Annotated in this window: 14 protein-coding genes; all 14 read left to right on the top strand. The window is 68.1% G+C overall.

The window, feature by feature from the left end; translation table 11 throughout:
- Nucleotides 1-10 precede the first annotated feature (10 nt).
- The 14 genes from glmU (at nt 11) to AC1DEY_RS08965 (ending at nt 22,069) form a co-directional block, all read left to right on the top strand.
- Nucleotides 11-1,534 (top strand): bifunctional UDP-N-acetylglucosamine diphosphorylase/glucosamine-1-phosphate N-acetyltransferase GlmU, encoded by a 1,524-nt coding sequence (gene glmU, locus AC1DEY_RS09030; protein WP_476867647.1) that lies wholly within the window; start codon nt 11-13, stop codon nt 1,532-1,534.
- Nucleotides 1,535-1,539: 5 nt separating this feature from the next.
- On the top strand, nt 1,540-2,520 hold the full coding sequence (locus AC1DEY_RS09025) for a ribose-phosphate diphosphokinase (RefSeq protein WP_026537748.1): 981 nt from the start codon (nt 1,540-1,542) through the stop codon (nt 2,518-2,520).
- A gap of 261 nt (nt 2,521-2,781) precedes the next feature.
- Nucleotides 2,782-3,381 carry a 50S ribosomal protein L25/general stress protein Ctc gene (locus tag AC1DEY_RS09020; RefSeq protein WP_441410333.1) on the top strand — a complete coding sequence of 200 codons (600 nt, stop codon included), beginning with the start codon at nt 2,782-2,784 and terminating at the stop codon, nt 3,379-3,381.
- A gap of 107 nt (nt 3,382-3,488) precedes the next feature.
- The gene (pth, locus tag AC1DEY_RS09015; RefSeq protein WP_476867646.1) at nt 3,489-4,076 is read left to right on the top strand and encodes an aminoacyl-tRNA hydrolase; all 588 of its coding nucleotides are present in this window, start codon (nt 3,489-3,491) and stop codon (nt 4,074-4,076) included.
- A 207-nt stretch (nt 4,077-4,283) separates the two neighbouring features.
- Entirely contained in the window at nt 4,284-7,028 is a 2,745-nt protein-coding gene (locus AC1DEY_RS09010; RefSeq protein WP_476867645.1) for a LuxR C-terminal-related transcriptional regulator, read from the top strand.
- 22 nt (nt 7,029-7,050) lie between these two features.
- Entirely contained in the window at nt 7,051-9,747 is a 2,697-nt protein-coding gene (locus tag AC1DEY_RS09005) for a helix-turn-helix transcriptional regulator (protein ID WP_476867644.1), read from the top strand.
- 287 nt (nt 9,748-10,034) lie between these two features.
- The gene (locus AC1DEY_RS09000; RefSeq protein ID WP_476867643.1) at nt 10,035-12,773 is read left to right on the top strand and encodes a LuxR C-terminal-related transcriptional regulator; all 2,739 of its coding nucleotides are present in this window, start codon (nt 10,035-10,037) and stop codon (nt 12,771-12,773) included.
- A 71-nt stretch (nt 12,774-12,844) separates the two neighbouring features.
- On the top strand, nt 12,845-15,613 hold the full coding sequence (locus tag AC1DEY_RS08995) for a helix-turn-helix transcriptional regulator (RefSeq protein ID WP_476867642.1): 2,769 nt from the start codon (nt 12,845-12,847) through the stop codon (nt 15,611-15,613).
- A 688-nt stretch (nt 15,614-16,301) separates the two neighbouring features.
- A complete protein-coding gene (locus AC1DEY_RS08990; RefSeq protein ID WP_476867641.1) occupies nt 16,302-17,888 on the top strand; it encodes a sugar transferase in 1,587 nt (528 codons plus the stop codon).
- Nucleotides 17,889-17,942: 54 nt separating this feature from the next.
- A complete protein-coding gene (locus tag AC1DEY_RS08985; protein ID WP_476867640.1) occupies nt 17,943-18,404 on the top strand; it encodes an FAD synthase family protein in 462 nt (153 codons plus the stop codon).
- A gap of 17 nt (nt 18,405-18,421) precedes the next feature.
- A complete protein-coding gene (locus AC1DEY_RS08980) occupies nt 18,422-19,576 on the top strand; it encodes a DUF1972 domain-containing protein (protein WP_476867707.1) in 1,155 nt (384 codons plus the stop codon).
- The gene (locus AC1DEY_RS08975) at nt 19,573-20,370 is read left to right on the top strand and encodes a CDP-alcohol phosphatidyltransferase family protein (RefSeq protein WP_476867639.1); all 798 of its coding nucleotides are present in this window, start codon (nt 19,573-19,575) and stop codon (nt 20,368-20,370) included. The genes AC1DEY_RS08980 and AC1DEY_RS08975 overlap by 4 nt, the downstream gene beginning before the upstream one ends.
- Nucleotides 20,367-21,149 carry a hypothetical protein gene (locus tag AC1DEY_RS08970; RefSeq protein ID WP_476867638.1) on the top strand — a complete coding sequence of 261 codons (783 nt, stop codon included), beginning with the start codon at nt 20,367-20,369 and terminating at the stop codon, nt 21,147-21,149. Before AC1DEY_RS08975 ends, AC1DEY_RS08970 begins: the two co-directional genes overlap by 4 nt.
- A complete protein-coding gene (locus AC1DEY_RS08965; protein WP_476867637.1) occupies nt 21,146-22,069 on the top strand; it encodes a hypothetical protein in 924 nt (307 codons plus the stop codon). Before AC1DEY_RS08970 ends, AC1DEY_RS08965 begins: the two co-directional genes overlap by 4 nt.
- The last annotated feature ends 5 nt before the right edge of the window (nt 22,070-22,074 follow it).

Raw genomic sequence — 22,074 nt, 5'->3', positions numbered from 1 at the left:
GAGCCAATACGTGAGCCCCGAGAACACTGGCCCAGCCGCCGTGATCGTCCTAGCTGCAGGGGCCGGTACCCGGATGAAATCCCGTACGCCAAAAATTCTCCATGAGATCGGCGGCCGCTCCCTGGTCGGCCACGCGCTCCAGGCGGCCCGCAGTGTCAACCCCCGCGAGCTGGCCCTCGTCGTCCGGCATGAACGCGACCTCGTGGCCGCCCACGTCACCGCCCTCGATCCGAAAGCCCTGATCGTAGACCAGGACGAGGTGCCCGGCACCGGCCGCGCGGTTGAAGCTGCACTGGAAGCCCTCGACGCGCTTCACACCCAGGACTCGCTGAGCGGCACCGTCGTTGTCACCTACGGCGACGTCCCGCTGCTCACCGGCGGACTTCTCGGTGAGCTTGTCGCCGCCCACGAGGCCGAGGGCAACGCCGTCACGGTCCTCACCGCAGTGCTCGAGGACGCCACCGGCTACGGACGGATCCTCCGTGCCGAGGACGGAACGGTCACGGGTATCCGCGAGCACAAGGACGCGACCGACGTCGAACGCGAAATCCGCGAGATCAACTCCGGCATCTACGCCTTCGACGCCGCCGTGCTGCGCGACGCGCTGGTGCACGTCACCACGGACAACGCCCAGGGCGAAAAGTACCTCACCGATGTCCTGGCCCTGGCCCGCGCCGCGGGCGGCCGCGTCGCCGCCGTCGTCACCGAAGACCGCTGGCAGGTTGAGGGCGCCAACGACCGCGTCCAGCTTTCGGCGCTCGGAGCCGAACACAACCGCCGCACCGTCGAAGCCTGGATGCGCGCCGGCGTCACCGTGGTGGATCCCGCCACCACGTGGATCGACGCCACAGTGACGCTCGAGGAGGACGTCCGCCTGCTGCCCAACACCCAGCTGCACGGCGCCACCACGGTGGCCCGCGACGCCGTCGTCGGGCCGGACACCACACTGACCGACGTCACGGTGGGGGAGGGCGCCACGGTAATCCGCACGCACGGCTCTGGCTCCATGATCGGTGCCCGCGCCAGCGTCGGACCCTTCACCTACCTGCGCCCCGGCACCGTCCTGGGCGAGACCGGCAAGATCGGCGCGTTCTACGAAACCAAGAACGTCACGATCGGCCGCGGCTCGAAGCTGTCCCACCTCGGCTACGCCGGAGACGCGGAAATCGGCGAGGACACCAACATCGGCTGCGGCAACATCACCGCCAACTACGACGGCGAGAAGAAGCACCGCACGGTGATCGGCTCGGGCGTGCGCACCGGTTCCAACACCGTCTTCGTGGCTCCGGTCAGCGTGGGCGACGGCGCCTACAGCGGTGCCGGCGCCATCATCCGCCAGGACGTCCCGGCCGGCGCCCTCGCCCTCTCCGTGGCCAGGCAGCGGAATTCCGAAGGCTGGGTGGCGGCCAACCGCCCCGGCTCCATCTCCGCCGCCCTGGCCGGAACCGCCATGGCCGGGACCGCGGTCCATGCAGCCGCCGAGGGCGCCGCCCCAACTTCCTCCACTACTCCGGCACCGACAGAAGAGGGCTAGCAATCATGAGCGAAATTACGGCACACGGCGAGAAGAAGCTGGTGCTGGCCGCGGGGCGCGCGCACCCTGAGCTGGCGAAGGAGATCGCGAAGGAGCTGGGCACCGAACTGCTGCCCCTGGACGCCTACGACTTCGCCAACGGCGAGATCTACGTGCGGGCAGGCGAGAGCGTTCGAGGCACCGATGCCTTCGTGATCCAGGCCCACCCCGCCCCGCTGAACAACTGGCTGATGGAACAGCTGATCATGATCGATTCGCTCAAGCGGGCCTCCGCCAAGCGCATCACCGTCGTGTCCCCGTTCTACCCCTACGCCCGGCAGGACAAGAAGGGCCGCGGCCGCGAGCCGATCTCGGCACGCCTCGTCGCCGACCTGTACAAGACCGCCGGCGCCGACCGCATCATGAGCGTGGACCTGCACACCTCCCAGATCCAGGGCTTCTTCGACGGCCCCGTGGACCACCTCATGGCCATTCCGCTCCTGGCCGACTACATCCGCACCCGCGTCGGCTCGGACAAGGTCACTGTCGTCTCGCCGGACACCGGCCGCGTCCGCGTCGCAGAGCAGTGGGCCGAGCGCCTCGGCGGCGCGCCGCTGGCGTTCGTTCACAAGAGCCGCGACCTCACCGTGCCCAACCAGGCCGTCTCCAAGACGGTCGTGGGCCAGATCGAAGGCCGCACCTGCGTCCTGATCGATGACATGATCGACACCGGCGGAACCATCTCCGGCGCCGTGCAGGTACTCAAGAACGCCGGCGCCAAGGATGTCATCATCGCCGCGACCCACGCCGTGTTCTCCGACCCGGCGGCCCGCCGCCTCTCCGAGTCCGGCGCCCGCGAGGTCGTGGTCACCAACACACTGCCGATCACCCCGGACAAGCGCTTCCCGCAGCTGACGGTGCTGTCCATCGCACCGCTGATCGCCCGCGCCATCCGTGAAGTGTTCGACGACGGCTCCGTCACCAGCCTGTTCGACGGCCAGGCCTGAGCCGGCCGGCGGGGCCCGGATTTAGGATCCGGGCCCGCCGCTGGTAGCCTTGTACCGAAACCTTGGCGAGGGAGAGCGCCGGCAAACCGTGTGAATTTTAGATGCACGGTCAACCGGATTGCTGGTCTCCGTTATCGACTGGGTCTGAATCTCCTTCTAAAGGTCAGCTGCACGGCAGCCCGGCGTTGAAGGTCGTGAAGACCTCCGCCCTTGCTGAACACCGTTTAGTCCCACAGCTTGAAATCCCACGAGGAGATATCCATGTCTGAGCAGAAGCTCGCAGCAGAAGTCCGCACCGAATTCGGCAAGGGCTTCGCCCGCCGCGCCCGCATGGCCAACCTGATCCCGGCAGTCATCTACGGCCACGGCGCCGAGCCGATCCACATCACCCTGCCGGCCAAGGCCACCACCCTGGCCGTCCGCACCGCCAACGCCCTGCTGACCCTGGACATCAACGGCGAGCAGCACCTGGCCCTCGTCAAGGACATCCAGCGCAACCCGATCAAGCAGATCATCGAGCACCTCGACCTGCTGACCGTCCGCACCGGCGAAAAGGTCACCGTTGACGTCCCCGTCCACCTGAGCGGCGAGCTGGCTCCGGGCAACGTCCACAACCTGGAAATGACCACCGTCTCCCTTGAGGCCGAGGCAACCCACCTGCCCACCGCCATCGAGGTCAGCATCGAAGGCCGTAGCGCCGGCGAACACATCCACGCTTCCGACCTCGTCCTGCCGAAGGGCTCCACCCTGCTGGCCGACCCCGAAGCACTCGTGGTCAACATCTCCGAGGCCGTCGAAAACGTCGAAGAGGGCGAAGAAGGCGAAGCAGCTGCCCCGGCAGCCGAAGCAGCAGCCGAGTAATTCCTGCGCATGTGGCTGCGGCCGGGTCCCTCAGGGGCCCGGCCGCCGTCGTCTCCGCGACCCACCCCACATCTTCCCTCCGCCGCGTCCCACCGAAGGACTGATCCATGACTGACACCTGGCTGATCGTAGGCCTTGGCAACCCCGGCGCCGAGTACAGCCATAACCGGCACAACGTCGGCCAGATGGTGCTGGACGAACTCGCCTCGCGCGTGGGCGGCGGCTTCAAGTCGCACAAATCGCGCGCCCAGGTCCTTGAGGGACGCCTGGGCATCGGCGGGCCCCGGATCGTGCTGGCCAAGCCGCTGTCCTATATGAACGTCTCCGGCGGCCCCGTCTCGGCCCTGGCCCAGTTCTACGGGATCGACCCGGCCCACGTCATCGCCGTTCACGACGAGATCGACATCCCCTTCGACACCGTGCGGCTCAAGATCGGCGGCGGCGAGGGCGGCCACAACGGGCTGCGGGACATCTCCAAGGCCCTCGCCACCAAGGACTACCTGCGTGTGCGGGTGGGCGTCGGGCGTCCGCCGGGCCGGATGGATACCGCGGACTTCGTCCTGCGCGACTTTTCCGCACCGGAAAAGAAAGAACTGCCGTTCCTCATCGATTCGGCGGCTGACGCCGTCGAGGTCCTGGTCAGGGACGGCCTCCTCGCCGCGCAGCAAAAATTCCACCCGGCCAAGGCCACCTAGACGCAGCTTAAACGCTCCTTCCACCCGGCCGGCCCGGTTCGGCGGCAGACGCCGGGCGTATTAGTTGTATCCGCCGGGCGGGTTTCCTTCCAAGGTTTCGGCATTCCAGTTATGATCTGTCTACTCTCATGTCGGGGGATAGGGATACGCTACTTCTAAGTGGGCAGCCCGGGGTTGCTGTCTGCAAAGCGGTACGAAGGAAACTACATGTCGAGGGATTCGCTGGGCTGGGGGAATGTTTCCACTACATTGGCACCCGCCGAAGAAGAACATGCTGCCAGCCAGGTCGCAAGGCACGGCTGGTCCGGTTTGGCGCGGAACGCCGACGCCGAGCATGTCCGCCAGGAACTGCTGTCCCATGACCGGATGGGCGTTGTCATCACCGGCGACCGCGGTGTGGGCAAGACACTTGTCGGCAGGACTGCCCTCGCGGGATTCGGCCCCGAGGTCTACACCATCCAGCTCCGCAGCTCCGGGCCGGGCTCGGCAACACCGTACGGCTGCCTCGCCTTCACCCTCGCGCGCCTCCCGCAGAGCTCCCTGGGCTCGCCGACCGCCATCCTGCACGGTATTACCTCGCTGATCCGCGACGACGCTGCCGGGCGCCAGTGCGTGATCCTGCTCGACAACGCCGGGGCCCTCGACGAACTGAGCACCGGCGTCCTGCTGAACCTGCTGCAGACCCGGACCGCCCGGCTGATCGCGACGGCGCAGCGCACCACGGACCTTCCCCCCGATTTTTACTGGCTCATCACATCGGGCCACCTCGCCGAGGTCCGGCTCGCCAACCTGACCGAGCTCGAAACGCTGGAGGTCCTGCAGTCAGCCCTGGGTCACCGGGTCTCCACCGCCCTGGCGAGCCAGCTGCACCAGCTGGTCGGCGGTAGCCCCACGCTCCTGCAGGCCGTCGTCTCCGAACAGATCGAGCGCGGAAACCTTGTCCTGTCCGGATCGGTGTGGACACTTGTCGACGAGGTCGTGCTGGATGGCCGGACAGCGCTGGAGGATATTGTCCGCGCCAGGTACGCCCGGGAGACGCCCGAAGCGCGGGAGGTAATCGACGTCCTCTCATGCGCCCGGACGCTTCCCCTGTCCCGGCTCGCCAGGATGTATAGTCCCGGCGTCATCGCCGACATGGAAGAGGCCGGCCAGATCGTCGTTGACCGCGCGGACCGGCACCTCGTCACCCTCGGCGACAGGTACCTGGGCGACATCGTCCGCAACTGGCTGAGCGTGGAGCGCCGGCTGGAGCTTCGGGACCAGGTCCCCGGGCACCAGAAACATGAGCTGGATGAACTCTCGGTCGAGGACCTGCTCGCCTACGCGGCGTGGACCCACGACTGCAACGCCCAACTCGCGCCCGCCCACGCCGTGGCGGCGGCCAGCGCCGCCGTGAAGCTCTTCGACCCGAAGTTTGCCCTTAAATGTGCCGGCAGCCTCTCTCCCGCGGACCCCGAGTGGGCCGAAGGACAGCTCCAGAAATCGGCCGCCTATCTCCAGCTCGGCCTGCCGCTGCAGGCCATGTCCGCGCTGGACGACGTCTCCGAACAGCAGGTCAACGATCTCGCGGCCGAGAACTTTGCCGAATTCATCGCGGCGAAGGCAGACTGCATGGCGTGGCTTCAGGACCGCTCCGGCCAGGTCCCCGAGATGCTCCGGCAGGCCAGGATCAGGCTCCAGGACTTGAGCCTGGACGAGCCGTCCACCGACCCGTCGGCCCTTTCCCGGGCGGGGCTGTGCCTGGATCTGTGCGAGTTCAACTATTTCTCCTTCATCGGCGATTTCGAGCCCATGATGGGTCGGCTCACGACGGCGGCCACCACGGACGTCCCGGGCGCCGACCCCGTGCACCGGCTCAGATCGGCCATCATCCTGATGGAGGCCTTGTCCATGACCGGCCATGAGCTCGATGCCCGCAAACTCATGCGGGAGATCGGCGGTCAGCTGGGCGAGTGGTCCAACGTGCCGCGCATCCGCGAAAACTTCGCCTGGCGTTCCTTCAACGTTCTGCTCCTCTCCGGCCTGTGGCGCCAGGCCATCGACATGCTCAAGGACGCGAGCGGCCGGGCAGGGCACGGGCTGCACTCCGGCAGCGCCGCCACGGACCTCGCCGTCGGGCTGGCCTACGTCTATGCCGGCCGCGGCTACATGGCACTGGACCCGTTGCTGGCCGCGATCGCCCAGCTTGAGGTCCGCGCGAGCCTGCAGTCCCTGCGCCAGGCCTACGCAGCCACCGCTTTTGCATACGCGCAGACCGGCAATTCGGTCCAGGCCACCATCTACCTGGACCGGGCCCGCTCTGCCGAAGGGCCGGCCCGCTTCACCGTGGGCAGTGCCACGGAGTTCTGCATGGACATGGCCTCGCGCTGGCTCGGCGACCCGGAGGCCAAGGACCGGCTGGTACGGTCGGCGGAGGAACATTTCCGCAAGGGCCGCCACACCCTTGCCGGCATCTGCATGTTCGGTGCCACGGTCAACGGCACCGTCAAGGACTTCCTGTTCATGGAGGAACTCGCCGGGCTGCGGCAGGGCCCGCTTGCCGAGATGTCCCGCACGGTCGCCGTCGGCAGCCGGAAGAAGGACGCGGCAATCATGCTCGAAGCCGCCGGGCAGGCCGCGGCCCTCGAACTTGACGCCGTCCAGGCCAGGTGCGCGGCGCTCGCGTTCGACTACGCCAAGGGCGCCGGGCTGACTGCCAGCGCGAATGCCGCGTACAGCATGCTTGAGAGCCTCTCCGAGTCGGTGCCGGCGCTGCCGGTCATGCCCCGCAACAAGGGTCCGCTGCTGACAGACCGGGAGCGGCAGATCGCCACCCTTGCCGGCAACGGGGTCTCCAACAAGGACATCGCCCTGGAAGTCGGCATTTCCGTCAGAACCGTGGAGGGCCACCTGTACCAGGTGTTCACGAAGCTCGGAGTTTCTTCGCGAAGTGATCTGCTTGGACTCATCTAGGGGGCCGGCGGGGGACCGCGGCATGGGGGCAGCGACCCGCGCCCTGACCGGGCGGTCTGATGATTTGATGTCGGCAGTCGAGGCCCTTCAAGGCGGCAGCCATGTGGCCGTGTTCGTCCTAGGCGACAGCGGGATGGGTAAGTCCCGGCTCATCGAGGCCGTGGTGGCGGAGCTGGGCTCCGAAGTGACGCCGGTGCCGATCCACGGCAGCGCGTCTCTGAGCAAGGTGCCGTACGGCGTTCTTGGTCCGTTCATCGTGGAACTGCCGGTCCAGGAAGCAACATCGCAGCTGGCCGTGTTGAGGACGCTGTGGGCGCACCTGGAAGAGCAGAAGCGAGCCACCCAAAAACCCCTGCTGTTGATCGTCGACGACGCCCACGACCTCGATGAGGCGACGGCGGGGATCCTGGCGGAGCTCGCCGCTGCCGGCTGGGCGAAACTGCTTGTGGGCGCGGCCGCCCGGCCCGGACTGCCGGAACCGCTCCTGCAGTTGTGGTTTGAAGGCATCGCCGAACGGCACGATCTCCGCCCGCTCACGCTCCCGCAGACCACGGAGATGCTGGAGGGCAAGCTCGGCTCGCAGGTGCTGCCGAACGTAGCGGAGATTCTTTGGGAGGCCTCCGGCGGCAACCCGATGCTGCTCAACGGGCTCCTCGACGACGCCAAGAACGACGGGACACTGCTGCGGCGCAATGGTGTCTGGTTGTTCACCCGGCACCTGAACAGCCATGGCGACCGGCTGACCGACGTCGTGCGCCGGCAGCTGCTGCTGCGCTCGCCGGACGAGCGGCAGGCCCTGAACCTGGTGGCGCTGGCCGAACCCGTCTCCAGGGAGCTGATCGAATCCGTGGCCGGCGAAGTGGCCGTGGGGGCGCTGATCGACAGCGAACTGATCCGTGTGACGGACTCCGGAACCGGAGAGCTGCGGCTCTGGCACACCGTGTACGGCGACACCCTGCGGAACCTGATTTCGCCGGCGAGGAGCCTGCAGCTTCGGCAGAGCCTGCTGCGCAAGATGGACAGCGAGCCGACGTCGGCCGAAGGACTGCTGCGGCACGTGAGCTGGTCGATCGAATGCGGCGCCGAGGTAGAGGACCGGCAACTCCTCAGGGCCGCCGTGCTGGCCAGCCGGCTCTACGAGGACGAACTCGCCCGCAAGGCCGCCGGCCTCGTCAAGGATCCGGAACTGCAGATGGCGGCCCGGGCCGTAATAGCACGCACCCGCTACAACGCCTCCGACTACGCGGCGGCGCGGGACATCCTCGACGCCGATTTCGGCCAGGGCACCAGCATCCCCGGGCTTCTCGCCGGATCGCTCCTGTGGGCAGCGGTGATGTCCGCACTGGGCCACGCACCGGCAGAGATCATGGACCGGGCACAGGTGCTTCAACGCGCCGCCGAGCGCCTCGCCGAGGCCACCCCGGACGACGCCGGGCACATTCTTGCTGCCGTCAGGGAACGCCTGGACACCATGGAAGCCATGGTTCTGGCGCTGGCAGGCGAGTACCAACGGGCCCCGGCGGAACGGGCTCCTGCGGAAGGGGCCCCCGCGGCGGGGGCGGCCGGTATCAAGCCGGCGGCGAACACCCTCCAAAGGGCGTTCCGGCTCTGCCTCGACGCGGCGAGGCTCCTGGCCGCCGGCAAGGGGCTCAGCGCCCTGGCCGTGATGTCCCAGGCGGTCGAGGCTGCCGGAGCCGACCACGACGAGCTGTACTTCCTCACCGACTTCCTCGTGGTCCGTTCGGCCTCTGCCGCGATCCACTCCGGGGACTGGCAGTCCGCAGAGAACCTCCTGACCGGCTTTGTCGCCGGATCCGGGCCGAGCCTGATTTCCTTCGGCGGGGGAGTCCACGCGGCCCACGGCATCGTCCTGCTCTACCAGGGCAAGGCCGCACAGGCACTGAACACGCTCAGCGCCGCCCTCGAAGCGCTGCGGCTGACCGACCCCCAGCAGTTGTTCCCCCTGACGGCGGCCATGGCCTTTGCTGCGGCCGCAGAAGTCGGGGCCCAGACGAAAGCGGAGCTCTTCCTCGGCGACTTCGAGTCGGCACCCGCGGCTTTGCCCCGGTACATGCGCTCATTGGCCGCGATGGCCGTGGTCTACGGAAAAGCCCGGCTCGGGAACTATCCCGGCGCCATCGCCGAACTGAAACGGCTCGGACGCCCGGACCCGGAGGTGGACACCGCCGGCCTCGAACTCGACGCGCTGGCCTTCTGCCTGGCCTTGGGGGACACGGAATCGGCGACGAGGCTGCTGGAACTCCGGGCCGGGCTTGAAGGCCCGCGGCCCGAGGCGATCTGCGCCTACGCGGCCGCCATCAGCACGGACAACGCCGCAGACCACCTCGAGGCCGCGAAGACCTGCGAAGCTGCGGAACTGTGGAGCTTTGCTGCCCTTGCCTATGACGCCGCGGCGCACGCCTACCGGGCCGCGGGCGACACGCTGAGGGAGCGCATGGCGAACGCCCAGCGGAAGCGGTGCCTGGACCGGGCAGACGACCTTCCCGGTGAGGACACGGCCAAGAACGATGATTCGCTCGGCATCCTGACCCGCCGCGAACGTGACATCGTGGCGCTGGCTGTACGCGGCCTCACCGACCGGCAGATCGCCGCCGAGCTCCAGGTGTCCGTGCGCACGGTTGAAGGCCACCTCTACCGCAGCTACGCCAAGCTCAACGTCAAAGGCCGTGAACAGCTGCCCGGCATTGACGAACGCTAGCGGCACCTCAGCGCGCCGGGCGGCAAAGGGCCTTTTTCGGCCATCAGCCGGGCCGGCGGCGGGCTGATTTTCCGGCGCCCGGGACGCTACGGTCAGGGACACGTGAAGCTTGATTCCGACTACTTGGTTTGGACCCTGCAAGGGTGCGGGTCCAACTGAGTACAGCTACGTAGAGCGGGCCGAATACTCGTTGCGTATTCGAGTACTACTTACGCATACCCAAAATACGCTTAGTCCCTACGGTTGTTGTATCACCGCTCACACTTTTGATTGCGAAGGTCTCTCATATGTTCCAGCAAGACGCCGGCTTGCCTGCGGGCAGCGGCCAGACAGAAACGATATATCCGGCGCCAAGAAACGGATACGGCCGGAACAAAGACAAGCCCTTCACCCGCCAACAGGTAGTTGCCGAGGTGGTTGAGACCCTGACATCCGGGTCCGGCTGCGGCATAGTACTCGTGGGCGACCACGGGGCCGGAAAATCCTTCATCGCCCAGCGTGCCTTGGAACAGCTCGGCGACGAGTACCTGGTAGTCCAGGTCAGAGGCAGCTCCATTTCCTCCAAGCTTCCCTATGGGGCCCTGAGCGTCCTGCTCAATGACCTCGACGCCTCCCATCTCGAACACCCCCTGATGGTGCTGCGCGGGCTGACGCAGCTCCTCCACAACAAATCCGACGGGCGGCGGATCGTCCTGTTCGTGGACAACGCCCACGACCTCGACGAACTCTCGAGCATGATGGTCGCCCAGCTGAGCGCAGGGGCCCATGTCACCCTGCTGGCGGCGTGCGTGGACATGCCACATGTCGGCGGTGACATCATGGGCCTCTGGAAGGATGACCTGCTCCGGCGGATGGACCTCGGGCCGTTCGACTTCGCCGAGACGGCAGCAACGCTGCACCACGAATACGGCGGCCGCTTCTCCCTGACTGCTGCCCGGGCGCTCTGGAGCGCGAGCGGCGGCAACGCCCTGTTCCTGCATTCCCTCGCCCGGGAACAGATCAAGCTGGGCACAGTGGTCCGCCAGGACAGCGTGTGGTTCCTCGGCAACGGCCCCATTGCCCTGACCGGTGAGATCCGGGACGTCGTGAAGGCCCGCCTCAACCGGCTTGGCGCCGGCCAGCGGGACGTCTTCGAGCTGCTGGCACTGGCCGGCGCAGTTCCGCTGCAGACCCTCATGCACATCGCCAACCCCCAGGACATGGACGCGCTCCAGGAACGGGCCCTGATCCGGGTTACCCACGAGCATCCGCCGATGGTCAGCGTCGCCAACCCGGTGACCGCCGGCATCGTGGCCAGCGTTGTCCCGCCGGGCCGCAGCGCCGAACTCCGCCGCCGGCTCACAGCGGTGCTGCAGGACTCGGATGCTCTGGAGGCCGGCGGCGCGACCGGCGTCGCGTGGGCCCTGGACTGTGGAGAACAGGTGCGCCCGGAAGTGGCGCTGGCCGCGGCCCACACCGCGAACAGCGCATCCGACCCCGTGGCCGCACTGCGGTTCATCCAGGAGGCGGTAGGAAGCGAACGCGACGTCCAGGCGGCCATCGAATCGATGAACGCCCACATCCTGGTCAACAACGAGGAATCGGCGCGCCGGGTCCTGGAAGCACTGGATGAGGCCGCCTGCAGGGAGCTGCCGCTCGCCGAATGGACCGCCCTGCAGCTTCTGCGCACAGAGCTGGAAAAGCGCAGTACGGCCCCCGGAGCCGATCCCAAAGCCCGGCTGCGGGAGCTCGCGGAGCGGCTGGCCGCAGAACCGGAGCGCAGCGCCGCGGTGGGAGCGGCCCGCGAACAGCTGTCCCTGGCCGAGGCCGAGCTCGCCGCATTCCAGGGACGCTACGCCGATGTCCTGGCCGCGACCGACCACATGGACACGACGGACCTTGGCAGCGAACTGCGCATCGTGACGGCCAGCGTGCGCTGCGAGGCCCTGGCCGTCACCGGCAACGTCGTCTGGGCGCTGGCCCTGGGCAAGCAGGTCCTGGCGGCCACAGCGAACGTGCAGCTCACGGACAAGGCGGTACGTGAAATCAGGGGCAGGTTCCTGCTGCTCCTGCTGCTTTCGGCGAAGTTCCGGGAGGCATCGGCCTACCTTGACGAGACGTACGGCGGCGGAGAGCCCCAGACGCGGCTCGGCGGCATGTTCGAAATTGGCGCAGGCGTCATCGACCTGAACGCCGGGCACCTCGACGACGCACTGTCCCGGCTTCAGGCGGGCAGGTGGCAGCTCCGCGCCCAGGACCCCGATGCCCTGACCGCCCTGGCCACCGCTGCCTGCGCCTACGCGGCCGCACTCCAGGGAGAAGAGGAGACGGCCGGGCTCCTGCTGGGCGATTTGGACCAGCCGCGGCCACCCACGGCCTGGCTGGCGGAACGGCTCACGCGCTATTTCGAACTCTCGGCCCAGGCCGAGCTCGGCCAGCGGGCAGCATCAATCCGCGCACTGGCCGCCGAGGCGGACAACGACTCCCAATCCTCGGCCGTGGCCCCGGCGCTCCTGTTCATGTCCGCGGCCACCAGGCTGGGGGACCGCCAGATGGGCCACAGGCTGGGCGACCTCGGCGCACAAGTGACCGGGCAATTCGCCGCCCTGTGCTCGCGGCTGGCCGAAGGCATGCGGGACGCCGACAGCGAACTGTTGCTGGCGGCATCCAAGGACGCTGACGCCAACGGCAACGCCGTCTTCGCCCGGGACGCGGCCCGGAAGGCCGTCAGTTGTGCGAACGACGCCGGCAACCGGATCGCGCTGCGGATCGCCCAGCGGGCGCAGCAGTCACTCGATGACAAGTTCGGCAGTCCCAAGAACGGCCTCCATTCGCTCACGACGTCGACCCTGACGGCGAGGGAATGCGAAGTAGCCGTTCGGGCCGCTGCCGGCACATCGAACCGCAAGATCGCCGAACAGATGCACGTATCGGTTCGCACGGTGGAAGGACACCTCTACCAGGTGTATTCGAAGTTGCATGTAGCCAGCCGAACGGAACTCAAAGATGTCATCTCAACGCCGGCTGACAGCGCCCGACTCGGCTGACCCCGGCATAAATCTGGCGGCTGCCCGGGCGGCGCCCCGGGCAACGCAGCGGGCGGCAGGAAGAACCTGCGATGGAAAGCCTGGCTGAGGCCGCCCGGCTCATCGAGCGGTCAACGCTGGTCAAGGACCTGATGCGTTGCCTGCGCGATGACACACGGTCAGGTGCGATCGTCGTCGGTGGCGCAGGCACGGGCAAGACCGCCGTCGTCAAAGCCGCCATCCGCGAACTCGGGCCCGGCAGACACCTGATCCGGCTGACGGCCACACCGGCCCTGGCCGCCGTACCCTTTGGCGCCCTGGCGCCCTACCTGTCCCGGCTCCCCGACCGGGAGCTCGACTCGTATGCCGCCGTCGTCGAAGCAATGGCCGACAGTCTGAAAGCGGAGGCGGAGCGCCCCCTGTTCGTCGTCGACGACGCGCACTGCCTGGACCACGGGACCGTCCGGCAGCTCGCCCAGGCCGCGGCCACCGGCGCAGCAGCCATCCTAGCGACGTGCCGGCCCGGGCCCCTGATCCCGGAAGAATTCCTCTCGCTCTGGGACGACGGAATCATCGCCAAGTTCGATCTCGTCCCCCTCAGCCGGACCGGAACACACCAGCTGTGCGAACAGGTGCTGCGGGCCGACGTCTCGCCGTGGGTCAGTGCGCTGTTTCACGACGCTGCCGACGGGAATCCGCTGATGCTAATGTCCCTGATCCAGCATGCCCGCTCCACCGGCGCACTGGGCTGCCGACACGGCGTGTGGTTCCTCCTCGCCAACCCCGACATGGCCCAGGTTCCTGCCGCCGACGTCGTTGACCGGCAGTTGCGCTCCATGACGCCGGAGGAAAAGACCGCGGCCACGATCGTGGCCCTGGCAGGACCGCTCTCCCTGGCCCAGATCCTGCGGATCAGCGGTCCCAAAGCCGTCGATGCGCTCGACACGGCAGGAATAATCGCTGTTTCCCCGGGGCACGACCGGCTCGTTCGGCCCGCGAGCCCGATCGTTGGCGAGATCATCCGCCACCGGGTCCCGGCCGGGCGCAGTTCGGCCCTGCGCTCCAGCGTGCTGTCGCTTCCCTCGGAGCGCGCCGCGGTGCCCGGAGCTGCCCTGAACAGGCTGCGCTGGTCGCTGGACTGCGGCGTGGAGATTCCTCCCGCGCAGCTGCTCCATGCCGCTGTTGCCGCCAACACGGCCCTGGATCCTGCCACCGCGGCCCGGGCCGCCGGTGCCATCCGGGACGCCCGGTTCCTGTCAGAGGCCAGGATCCAGCTCGCATACTCCCACTTCATTGCCGGGCGCCCGCAGGCCGCTGTGGCGTGCCTGGAGACCGCGCAACCGGTGCGCGCCGGACGGCCGTCCTATCTGGCCGCCCTGCTAGCGGCCCGGCTTGGATCCACGACGCCGGCCCGGGAGTCCCTGCCGTCCGCGCGCGCACCGGGACGTGCTCCGGAGGATAGACCGTGGGCCGAAACTGCCGCGGCGGGAGTGGCCGCAGAACTCCTGAACCGGACCTGGGACGGCAGATTCATGGCAGTGGGGACCGGGTTGCGCGAACTGGTCGAGACCACCGGCATCCCGCCCGAAATCCGCGTCCCGGCAGTTTCCCTCCTCGCCGAGCTGCTGACCGCCCAGGGCCGGCTGCGAACAGGGCTGCGCCTGGACGGGGAGGCGTGGAACGGTGCCCGCAGCGGAAGCCAGGGGCTTCCCCTGGTGTTCGAGGACCTTGTGGTGCGCCACTGCCTGAACCTGATCCGGGCCGGGGACTGGGACGCGCTGGGGAGGGTCCTTGACGATTACGCGGCCCGCGAGCCCGGACGGCTGCTGTACAGCGGCGGCATGCTGCACCTCATGCGCGGATACTCGAGGCTGCGCCAGGGCAGGATGCGTGAATGCCTGGCCGAAGTGCGGCTGGGCGTGGAGGAACTCACCATCGCCGACCCCTTGAACCTGCTGCCGTTTGCGCACGCCGTCGCAGCGTACGCGGCCGCCGCCGTGGGACGCCAGTTTGAGGCCAGCCAGCACTGCCTGGACTTCCGGCTTTCGGACTACCGCGAGCCAAAGACCCTGCGCCTGCTGGCAGAGGCGTATTGCCGGGCGGCGGAACCGGGGGCCGGACCGCTCGCCAGCGGCCTGGATAGTGCCAGCACGGACCGCGCCGGCACGGGCAGCGCCGGCTTAGAGGGGCCGGGCGTATCGGCCCTGTCCCGGCTGGCGGACGAAGCGATGCGCGAGGGCCTGCGCGGCGTTGAAACCGATATCAGGAGGCTCGCGTTCCGAAGCGGTGACGTCTCGGGGGCCGAGGCCCTCGCCATGAGCAGCCGGGCCGTGGACGGCCCGGAGGCGCGGCTGCTGGAATCCTACGCGCTGGCGGTATCGGCGTCCGACGCGGCCGACCTCATTGGCATCAGCGACGACGCGCTCGGCGGCGGCCACGGACTGCTGGCCCTCGAGGCCGCCCAGCAGGCGGAACGGATCCTGGCAGATGACCCGGACCGGTGGAGGCTCACCGCGGTCCAGCGCCGTGTCCACCACCGGCTAGTGGAGGCCGGAATGTCGGCGCACTTGGAGATCGTCCACAGCGATCACGGCGCGGCGCTGACCGGCCGCGAATCAGAAGTCCTGGACCTGGTGTCCCGCGGCGCCACGAATGCCGAGATCGCCACGTCACTCTGCCTGTCCCACCGGACGGTGGAGGGGCATCTGTCCCGGATCTTCGCCAAACTCGGCGTCGGTCGCCGCGCGGACCTGCTGGACCACAGCACTCTGGACCACGGCTCTCTGGATCACGGCACCCTCGAGCAGGAGAGGCAGGCGCAGCAGACGCCGGCCCAAGGAACCCTGGCACCTGAGTCTTGAGTCTTGAGTCCTGAGCCCTGTTTCCTGAGTCCTACCTGAGAAGTGTGGGCTGGGAATGCGGTCTGAGACCTGGGGCCCGCCCACCATCAATCCGCCGTCCGTTCCGCCGGACTGCCGCCCCTGTCCCCGCCGGTTCCTGCCCGCACGGCCGCAGCTGCGGTGGCCACGTGCCGCCCGCAGGGCACCAGGTGCGGCGGCCGCGTACCGCCCGCAGGGCCGCAGGTGCGGTGGCCGCGTACGGCCCCGGGTGGCCCGGGGGACCGGCGGCAGTATCCCCAAGTAGTGCCATCCCGGCCAGGACAACAGAAGTCGGGTAAACGCTACTCGTGTGCAGATCCGGCCCCGGGGATTGACTTAAGTCAGTCCCACGAACTACTCACAAAGGTCTCAAAATGAGGAACTTCAGGGCGGTAATCGACCGCGGGTTTGACCTGCAGGGAAGTTTGGTCTCGCAAACCATCTTGCTTGCTGAAGCAGCCACTGCCACCATTAGAGGTGGTCGTGCCGTAACCTCCCTATACCGAACTCCTTCATTGGAATCGTACGGTGCCGAAACTGGCAGCCGTACGCCAAGGTCGGAGCCGGCGGCGTCAGAGCCTTCTGAGACCGAGGCTCTCCCCCCAGCCGCCGCCGGCTCCCTTAACCGGTCTACACACGGGTCCGCGCCCCGAAGAGACGCGGACCCGGCATGAGCGCCGTTGACGAGCGCCGCAGGGGGTACACGGCCCGGGGAAGCCGTTTGACCGGCCGGCCCGCACCGGTGCTGGCCTCAAGCGCCGGCCCGCTCGGCCAGCCCTGGACCGCCGCCCCGGGTGTCGGCAACGACGTTCCCGCCGCAGTTGTGGATTCGGGCACGTCCTGGGCCAAGCGCTATCGCCGCTGGCTCCGACTTTCGGACACCGCCATCGTGATGATTGCCGTTGCGGCAGCCTACGCCTTCCACCTCGAAGCGGGCGAACCCTTCCTGACACGCGCCGCCGCGGGCGGATCGTACCTGGCCGTCAGCATTGCCATTGTCCTGGTCTGGGTCCTAGCGCTGGAGGTGCACCGCACCCGCGAAGAGACGGTCCTGGGAGTCGGCTCCGAGGAATACAAACGGGTCCTCGACGCGACCCTGGGCGTCTTCGGCGGCATCGCCATCGTGGTAATCCTCTTGGGCATCGATGTGGTCCGCAGCCACTTCGCCCTCGCGCTTCCGGCCGGTGCCCTGCTCCTGCTGGTCAACCGCTGGCAATGGCGGGCCTGGCTGAACCGCCAGCGGCTCTTCGGCCACTACCTTTCCAAGGTGATCGTCGTCGGGGAACCCGCGGACGTCGAGTACGTGATCCGGCAGTTCGGCAAAGTCTCCGGCGCCGCCTACGAAGTCGTGGGGGCCGCCCTGCCGGCCGGCTACACCGAAAACCACCTACAAATTTCCGCCGACCGGATCCCGGTCCTGTGCGACGTCGACTCGGTCGCCGACAAGGTCGAAGAGACAGGGGCGAATGCCGTCGTCGTGGCAGGACGCCTCGAGGGCGGCACCCGTTCCATCCGGCAGCTGGGGTGGGCCCTGGAAGGCACACCGGCCGGCCTCGTCCTGGCCTCGAGCCTGACCGACGTCGCGGGACCCAGGATTCACTGGCGGCCCGTCGAGGGCTTGCCTCTCATGCACGTTGAACTGCCGCGGTTCACCGGCGGCAAGCACACACTCAAACGCCTCGTGGACATCGTGGCAGCCGCCGCGGCCCTGCTGGTCCTCTCACCGCTGCTGTGCGCCCTGGCCTGGATCATCGTCCGCGACAGCAAGGGACCGGTGTTCTTCCGCCAGGAACGGGTCGGACTCAACGGCAAGCGGTTCAAGATGGTCAAATTCCGCTCCATGGTCACCACGGCCGAACAGGACCTGGCGGCGCTGCAGGACCTCAACGAGGCTGCGGGGCTGCTGTTCAAGCTCAAGAACGATCCCCGGATCACCACCGCCGGACGCTGGCTCAGGAAGTACTCGCTGGACGAGCTGCCGCAGTTCTGGAACGTACTGAAGGGCGACATGAGCCTGGTGGGACCGCGGCCGCAGCTGCCCGTCGAGGTGGAGGGCTATGAGGGCGATGTGAGCCGGCGGCTGCTGATCAAGCCGGGAATCACGGGTCTGTGGCAAATCAACGGCCGGTCCAATCTGGGCTGGGACGAGAGCGTCCGCTGGGACCTCTACTACGTGGAGAACTGGTCATTGACCGGCGACATCATGATCCTGTGGCGAACATTCAGGGTCATTCTTCATCCGGTGGGGGCCTACTAAACACACTAAACGCCGGTACTGGGCCGGCGTCACACGGGAAGGCAGCAGAACACAATGGGTCTCAAAATTGGATATGCCCCGGGGGCTTTTGACCTGTTCCACATTGGGCATCTGAACATCCTCAAGCACGCCAAGAGCCAATGCGATTACCTGATTGCGGGGGTCGTGTCCGACGAAATCCTCGAGGGGGCCAAGGGCAGGCTGCCCCTGGTCCCGCTCGCCGAGAGGATGGAGATTGTCGGCAGCATCGGCTACGTGGACAAGGTCTTCGCCGAAGTCGTCCCGGACAAGCTCCAGGTCTGGGAGGAACTGCGCTTCAACATCTTCTTCAAGGGAGACGATTGGAAGGGCACTCCGCAAGGAGACCGGCTGCAAGCGGCCTTTGGCGCCGTCGGCGTCGAGGTTGTCCACTTCCCGTACACCGTCCACACCTCAAGTTCAGCCCTGCGCACGGCCCTGGAACTGATCAACCAGTCCGTGTCGCCGTCGCACCTCAGGCAAGGAACACGGCGGTGAGCGGCCTGCATGTCGCCATGGTGGGGACGCGCGGCGTCCCGGCACACTACGGCGGCTTCGAAACTGCGATCGAGGAAATCGGGCAGCGCCTGGTGCAGCGCGGCCACCGCGTCACGGTCTATTGCCGGGACATGGGGGAAGGCACAGACAAGCCCTCTGAACACCTGGGCATGGAACTTGTCCACCTTCCGGCGATGCACAAACGGTCCCTGGAGACGTTGAGCCACACCGGCCTCTCCGTCGCCCACCTGCTCCGGCACCGGCCGGATGCGGCCATCCTCTTCAACGCCGCCAACGCTCCCTACCTGCCGGCCTTCCGGGCGGCGCGCATCCCGGTGGCCACACACGTCGACGGGCTGGAATGGAAACGCGCCAAGTGGGGCAAGGGCGGCCAGAACTACTACAGGGCCGTGGAACGACTCGCAGTCAGGCTCTCGGATGCTCTGATCGCCGACGCCGTCGGGATCCAGGACTACTACCGGCAGAAATTCGACGCCGACACCGTCTACCTCGCGTACGGCGCACCGCTGCTGGCCGGGGGCAACTCGGACAAGCTCGGGCAACTGGACCTCAAACCGCAGGAATACCACCTGGTGGTGGCCCGGTTCGAGCCGGAGAACCACGTCCACCTGATTGTTGACGGCTTCGTCCGGAGCGGGTCGGAGCTGCCACTGATCGTCGTGGGTTCAGCCCCCTATTCGAACCGGTACACGAGCGAGGTCCACGCCCTGGCCGATGCCCGGGTCCGCTTCGTCGGCGGGATCTGGGACCAGGGGCTGCTGGACCAGCTGTATGCCAACGCACTCGTGTACTGGCACGGCCACTCGGTCGGCGGAACCAATCCCTCGCTCCTGCGGGCCATCGGCTCGGGAACGGCGACCAACGCGTTCGACGTCGGATTCAACCGTGAGGTCCTGGAACACTCCGGCCGGTACTTTTCGGAGCCGCAAGAGGTGGCCAGGCTGGTCTCTGACGCCGAGCGGCCCGGGTCCGATGTGGCGTGGCGGGGTGAGCAGGCGCGGATCATCGCGCACCGCTACAGCTGGGACCTCGTCACGGACGGCTATGAGGAGCTGTGCCGTGACCTTGCCCGGCTGCGGGTGCGTTCAGCGCGCGGCGCCTACCGCCGGCTCCCCGCGTCGGCCCAGCAAAGCATGGGGGCCGGCCAGTGACCGCCATCGACCCGCACGTCGAACGTGCCGCCGACGGGTATTGGGCCATCGTGAGGTCCCTTTCGGTCGGCCAGAAGGCCGCCGCACGCAGTGCCCCCGCGTACTCGCGCTACATCAACCGCCGGCTGGGACGGCTCCTGGCTGCGGCAGCGATACGGGCAGGCCTGAGCCCGAACGTGGTGACAGCCATCAGCGCGGCCTTCACCTTCGCCGGGATCGCCCTGCTGATGCTCTACCCGCCCTCCGTCGTGCTCGGCATCGGCGTGGCACTGTGCCTCGCGGCCGGCTACGCCTTTGATTCGGCCGACGGCCAGGTGGCCAGGATGCGGGGCGGCGGTTCGCCGGCCGGGGAGTGGCTGGACCACATGGTCGACGCCGTCAAGACCTCGGCGATGCCGCTGGCGCTCGCCGTCGGGCTCTATCGCTTCGACGCCGTGGACCCTTGGTGGCTCGTGGTTCCGCTGGGCGCGGCGATGGTGTCCGCCGTCCTGTTCTTCGGCATGATCCTCACCGAACAGCTCCGGCGCCAGGCCGGACGGGTGTCCGTGGCAGAAACCGGCAGCCGCTCCTGGATCCGTTCGCTGCTGGTGATCCCGATGGATTACGGCGTCCTCTGCCTGTCCTTCGTCACCTACGGCGTGCTGCCTGTCTTCCTGACCGTCTACACGCTGATCTTCGCCGCCACGGCCGGTTTCCTGGTGCTGGCGTCGGTGAAGTGGTTCCGGGAGCTCTCCGCGTCCCAGCCGGCATCCCGGCCGGCCGGACAGCACGTCATGCAGGGAGACCGGCTATGAACAAGCAACCGAGCACCCCCGCGGACAAGCGCCGGACGGCCGGCCGACGCACCCGCCTGGTGGCGACGGCACTCGGAGTCTCCGCACTCCTGGCCATTGGCGGTGTCGCGTGGGCTTCCGGGCTCAAGTATTCCGGCAGCGACGCGCCGGCAGCCCAGGACAGCACCGCGGGCGCTTCCGCCCAGCCCGGCACCGCCAGCCCTGACCCGGCCGGCGCCGCTGCCGCGCAGACGGGCTCCGGAACGCCGGCCCCGGCAGCCGCTGGACCGGCGACAGCGGTGAAACCGTCCGGTCCGCCGGAGGTCGACCCCGCACCCGTGGACCGGAAGGGCAAGTCGGACCAGGAACTCGCGGCGATCGCGCAGCCCACTGCCGCCCCCGTGGAGCTGACGGCCAAGAAAGCCGTCAAAGGCGGTGTAACGGCGACCATCACGGAGATGACGGCCGTCCAGGGCGTGGCAACTGGGATCGGCGAAGTGGCCGGACCTGCCGTGCGGTTCAAGATCACTGTGGTCAACGCCACCGCGACACCGCTCTCGCTGGACCGGGCGCTCGTGGACGTCAGCTACGGCAAGGACGACGCCCCGGCGAGCCAACTCAGCGGACCGGACCCCGTCGCATTCCCGGCGAGCGTCGCGGCCGGGGCCTCCGGCGCCGGCGTGTTCGTCTTCGCCGTGCCGCTCGAGGCGCGGGACACCGTGAAGATCCACTTCAACCTGGAAGCCGATACGCCGATTGCGACGTTCGCCGGCCGTGCCCCGGCCGGGACCAAACCATGACGCCGGCACCCGGCGGGCCGCCGGTCTCCTTTCCCGTCTCTATTCCGCGGCGCGCAGTCCGGCGGGCACGCAAGCTGGGCAAACGGGTGCTGGCCGCCTGCGCCGTGGCCTGCCTGCGGGTGCGCAACCTGCTGGCACGCGGGCCGGTCACGGGAGCCGCCGGCGTCGTGGTGTCCCTGACCACCCACGGCGACCGGATCCGCACGGTGTCGATCGCAATCGAGTCGATTGCCCGCGGCACGGTACGGCCGCAACGCCTCGTGCTGTGGCTGGATTCGCCCGAAGACCTTGCGGCGTGCCCCGCTTCGCTGCGCCGCCTCGAACGCCGGGGCCTGGAGATCCTCGCCGCCCCCAACTACGGGCCGCACACCAAGTACTACCCCTACGTCACCTCCATGCCACGGCACACCGTGCCGCTCGTGACGGCCGACGACGACATCGTCTACCCGCCCAAGTGGCTGGCCCAGCTGGTGGATGCCGGCGAGCGCCACCCGGGCAGTGTGGGCGCGCATTGGGTCAGCATCATGGGGGTCGAGGGGGACCGGGTAGCCAGCTACGGAACCTGGTCCCGGGCCCGTGACACAGCCGAGCGGGCGGCCAATTTCGCCACCGGCGTGTCCGGTGTCATCTACCCCCCGGCGATGCTCGAGGAGCTGCGGCTGCGCGGGGACGGCTTCAAGGACTCGTGCCGGCGCGCGGATGACATCTGGCTGAAGTGGGTGGCACTGCGTGCCGGCATTCCGGTGCGCCAGGTCGGCCCGGTGCCCCGGCACTTTCCGATCATTCCCGGCAGCCAGGGCCAGACCCTTATGAGTACAAACGTGGGAGAGAACCAAAACGATCACTGCATTCGAGGCCTCTTTTCGGCCGAGGATGTGGCGGCGCTGGGTGCCAGTGCGGCCAGTCATCAACTGACCTAGGGGGA

The organism is Arthrobacter sp. 05T47 (assembly GCF_056395825.1).
This window is presented reverse-complemented; position numbering and strand designations above follow the sequence as displayed.

Coding starts and splice junctions, on each gene's coding strand:
- AC1DEY_RS08990 (WP_476867641.1), top strand. CDS start 16,302: ATGAGCGCCGTTGACGAGCGCCGCAGGGGGTACACGGCCCGGGGAAGC.
- AC1DEY_RS08995 (WP_476867642.1), top strand. CDS start 12,845: ATGGAAAGCCTGGCTGAGGCCGCCCGGCTCATCGAGCGGTCAACGCTG.
- AC1DEY_RS09005 (WP_476867644.1), top strand. CDS start 7,051: ATGGGGGCAGCGACCCGCGCCCTGACCGGGCGGTCTGATGATTTGATG.
- AC1DEY_RS08965 (WP_476867637.1), top strand. CDS start 21,146: ATGACGCCGGCACCCGGCGGGCCGCCGGTCTCCTTTCCCGTCTCTATT.
- AC1DEY_RS08985 (WP_476867640.1), top strand. CDS start 17,943: ATGGGTCTCAAAATTGGATATGCCCCGGGGGCTTTTGACCTGTTCCAC.
- AC1DEY_RS09020 (WP_441410333.1), top strand. CDS start 2,782: ATGTCTGAGCAGAAGCTCGCAGCAGAAGTCCGCACCGAATTCGGCAAG.
- AC1DEY_RS08980 (WP_476867707.1), top strand. CDS start 18,422: ATGGTGGGGACGCGCGGCGTCCCGGCACACTACGGCGGCTTCGAAACT.
- AC1DEY_RS08970 (WP_476867638.1), top strand. CDS start 20,367: ATGAACAAGCAACCGAGCACCCCCGCGGACAAGCGCCGGACGGCCGGC.
- AC1DEY_RS09025 (WP_026537748.1), top strand. CDS start 1,540: ATGAGCGAAATTACGGCACACGGCGAGAAGAAGCTGGTGCTGGCCGCG.
- AC1DEY_RS09000 (WP_476867643.1), top strand. CDS start 10,035: ATGTTCCAGCAAGACGCCGGCTTGCCTGCGGGCAGCGGCCAGACAGAA.
- pth (WP_476867646.1), top strand. CDS start 3,489: ATGACTGACACCTGGCTGATCGTAGGCCTTGGCAACCCCGGCGCCGAG.
- AC1DEY_RS09010 (WP_476867645.1), top strand. CDS start 4,284: ATGTCGAGGGATTCGCTGGGCTGGGGGAATGTTTCCACTACATTGGCA.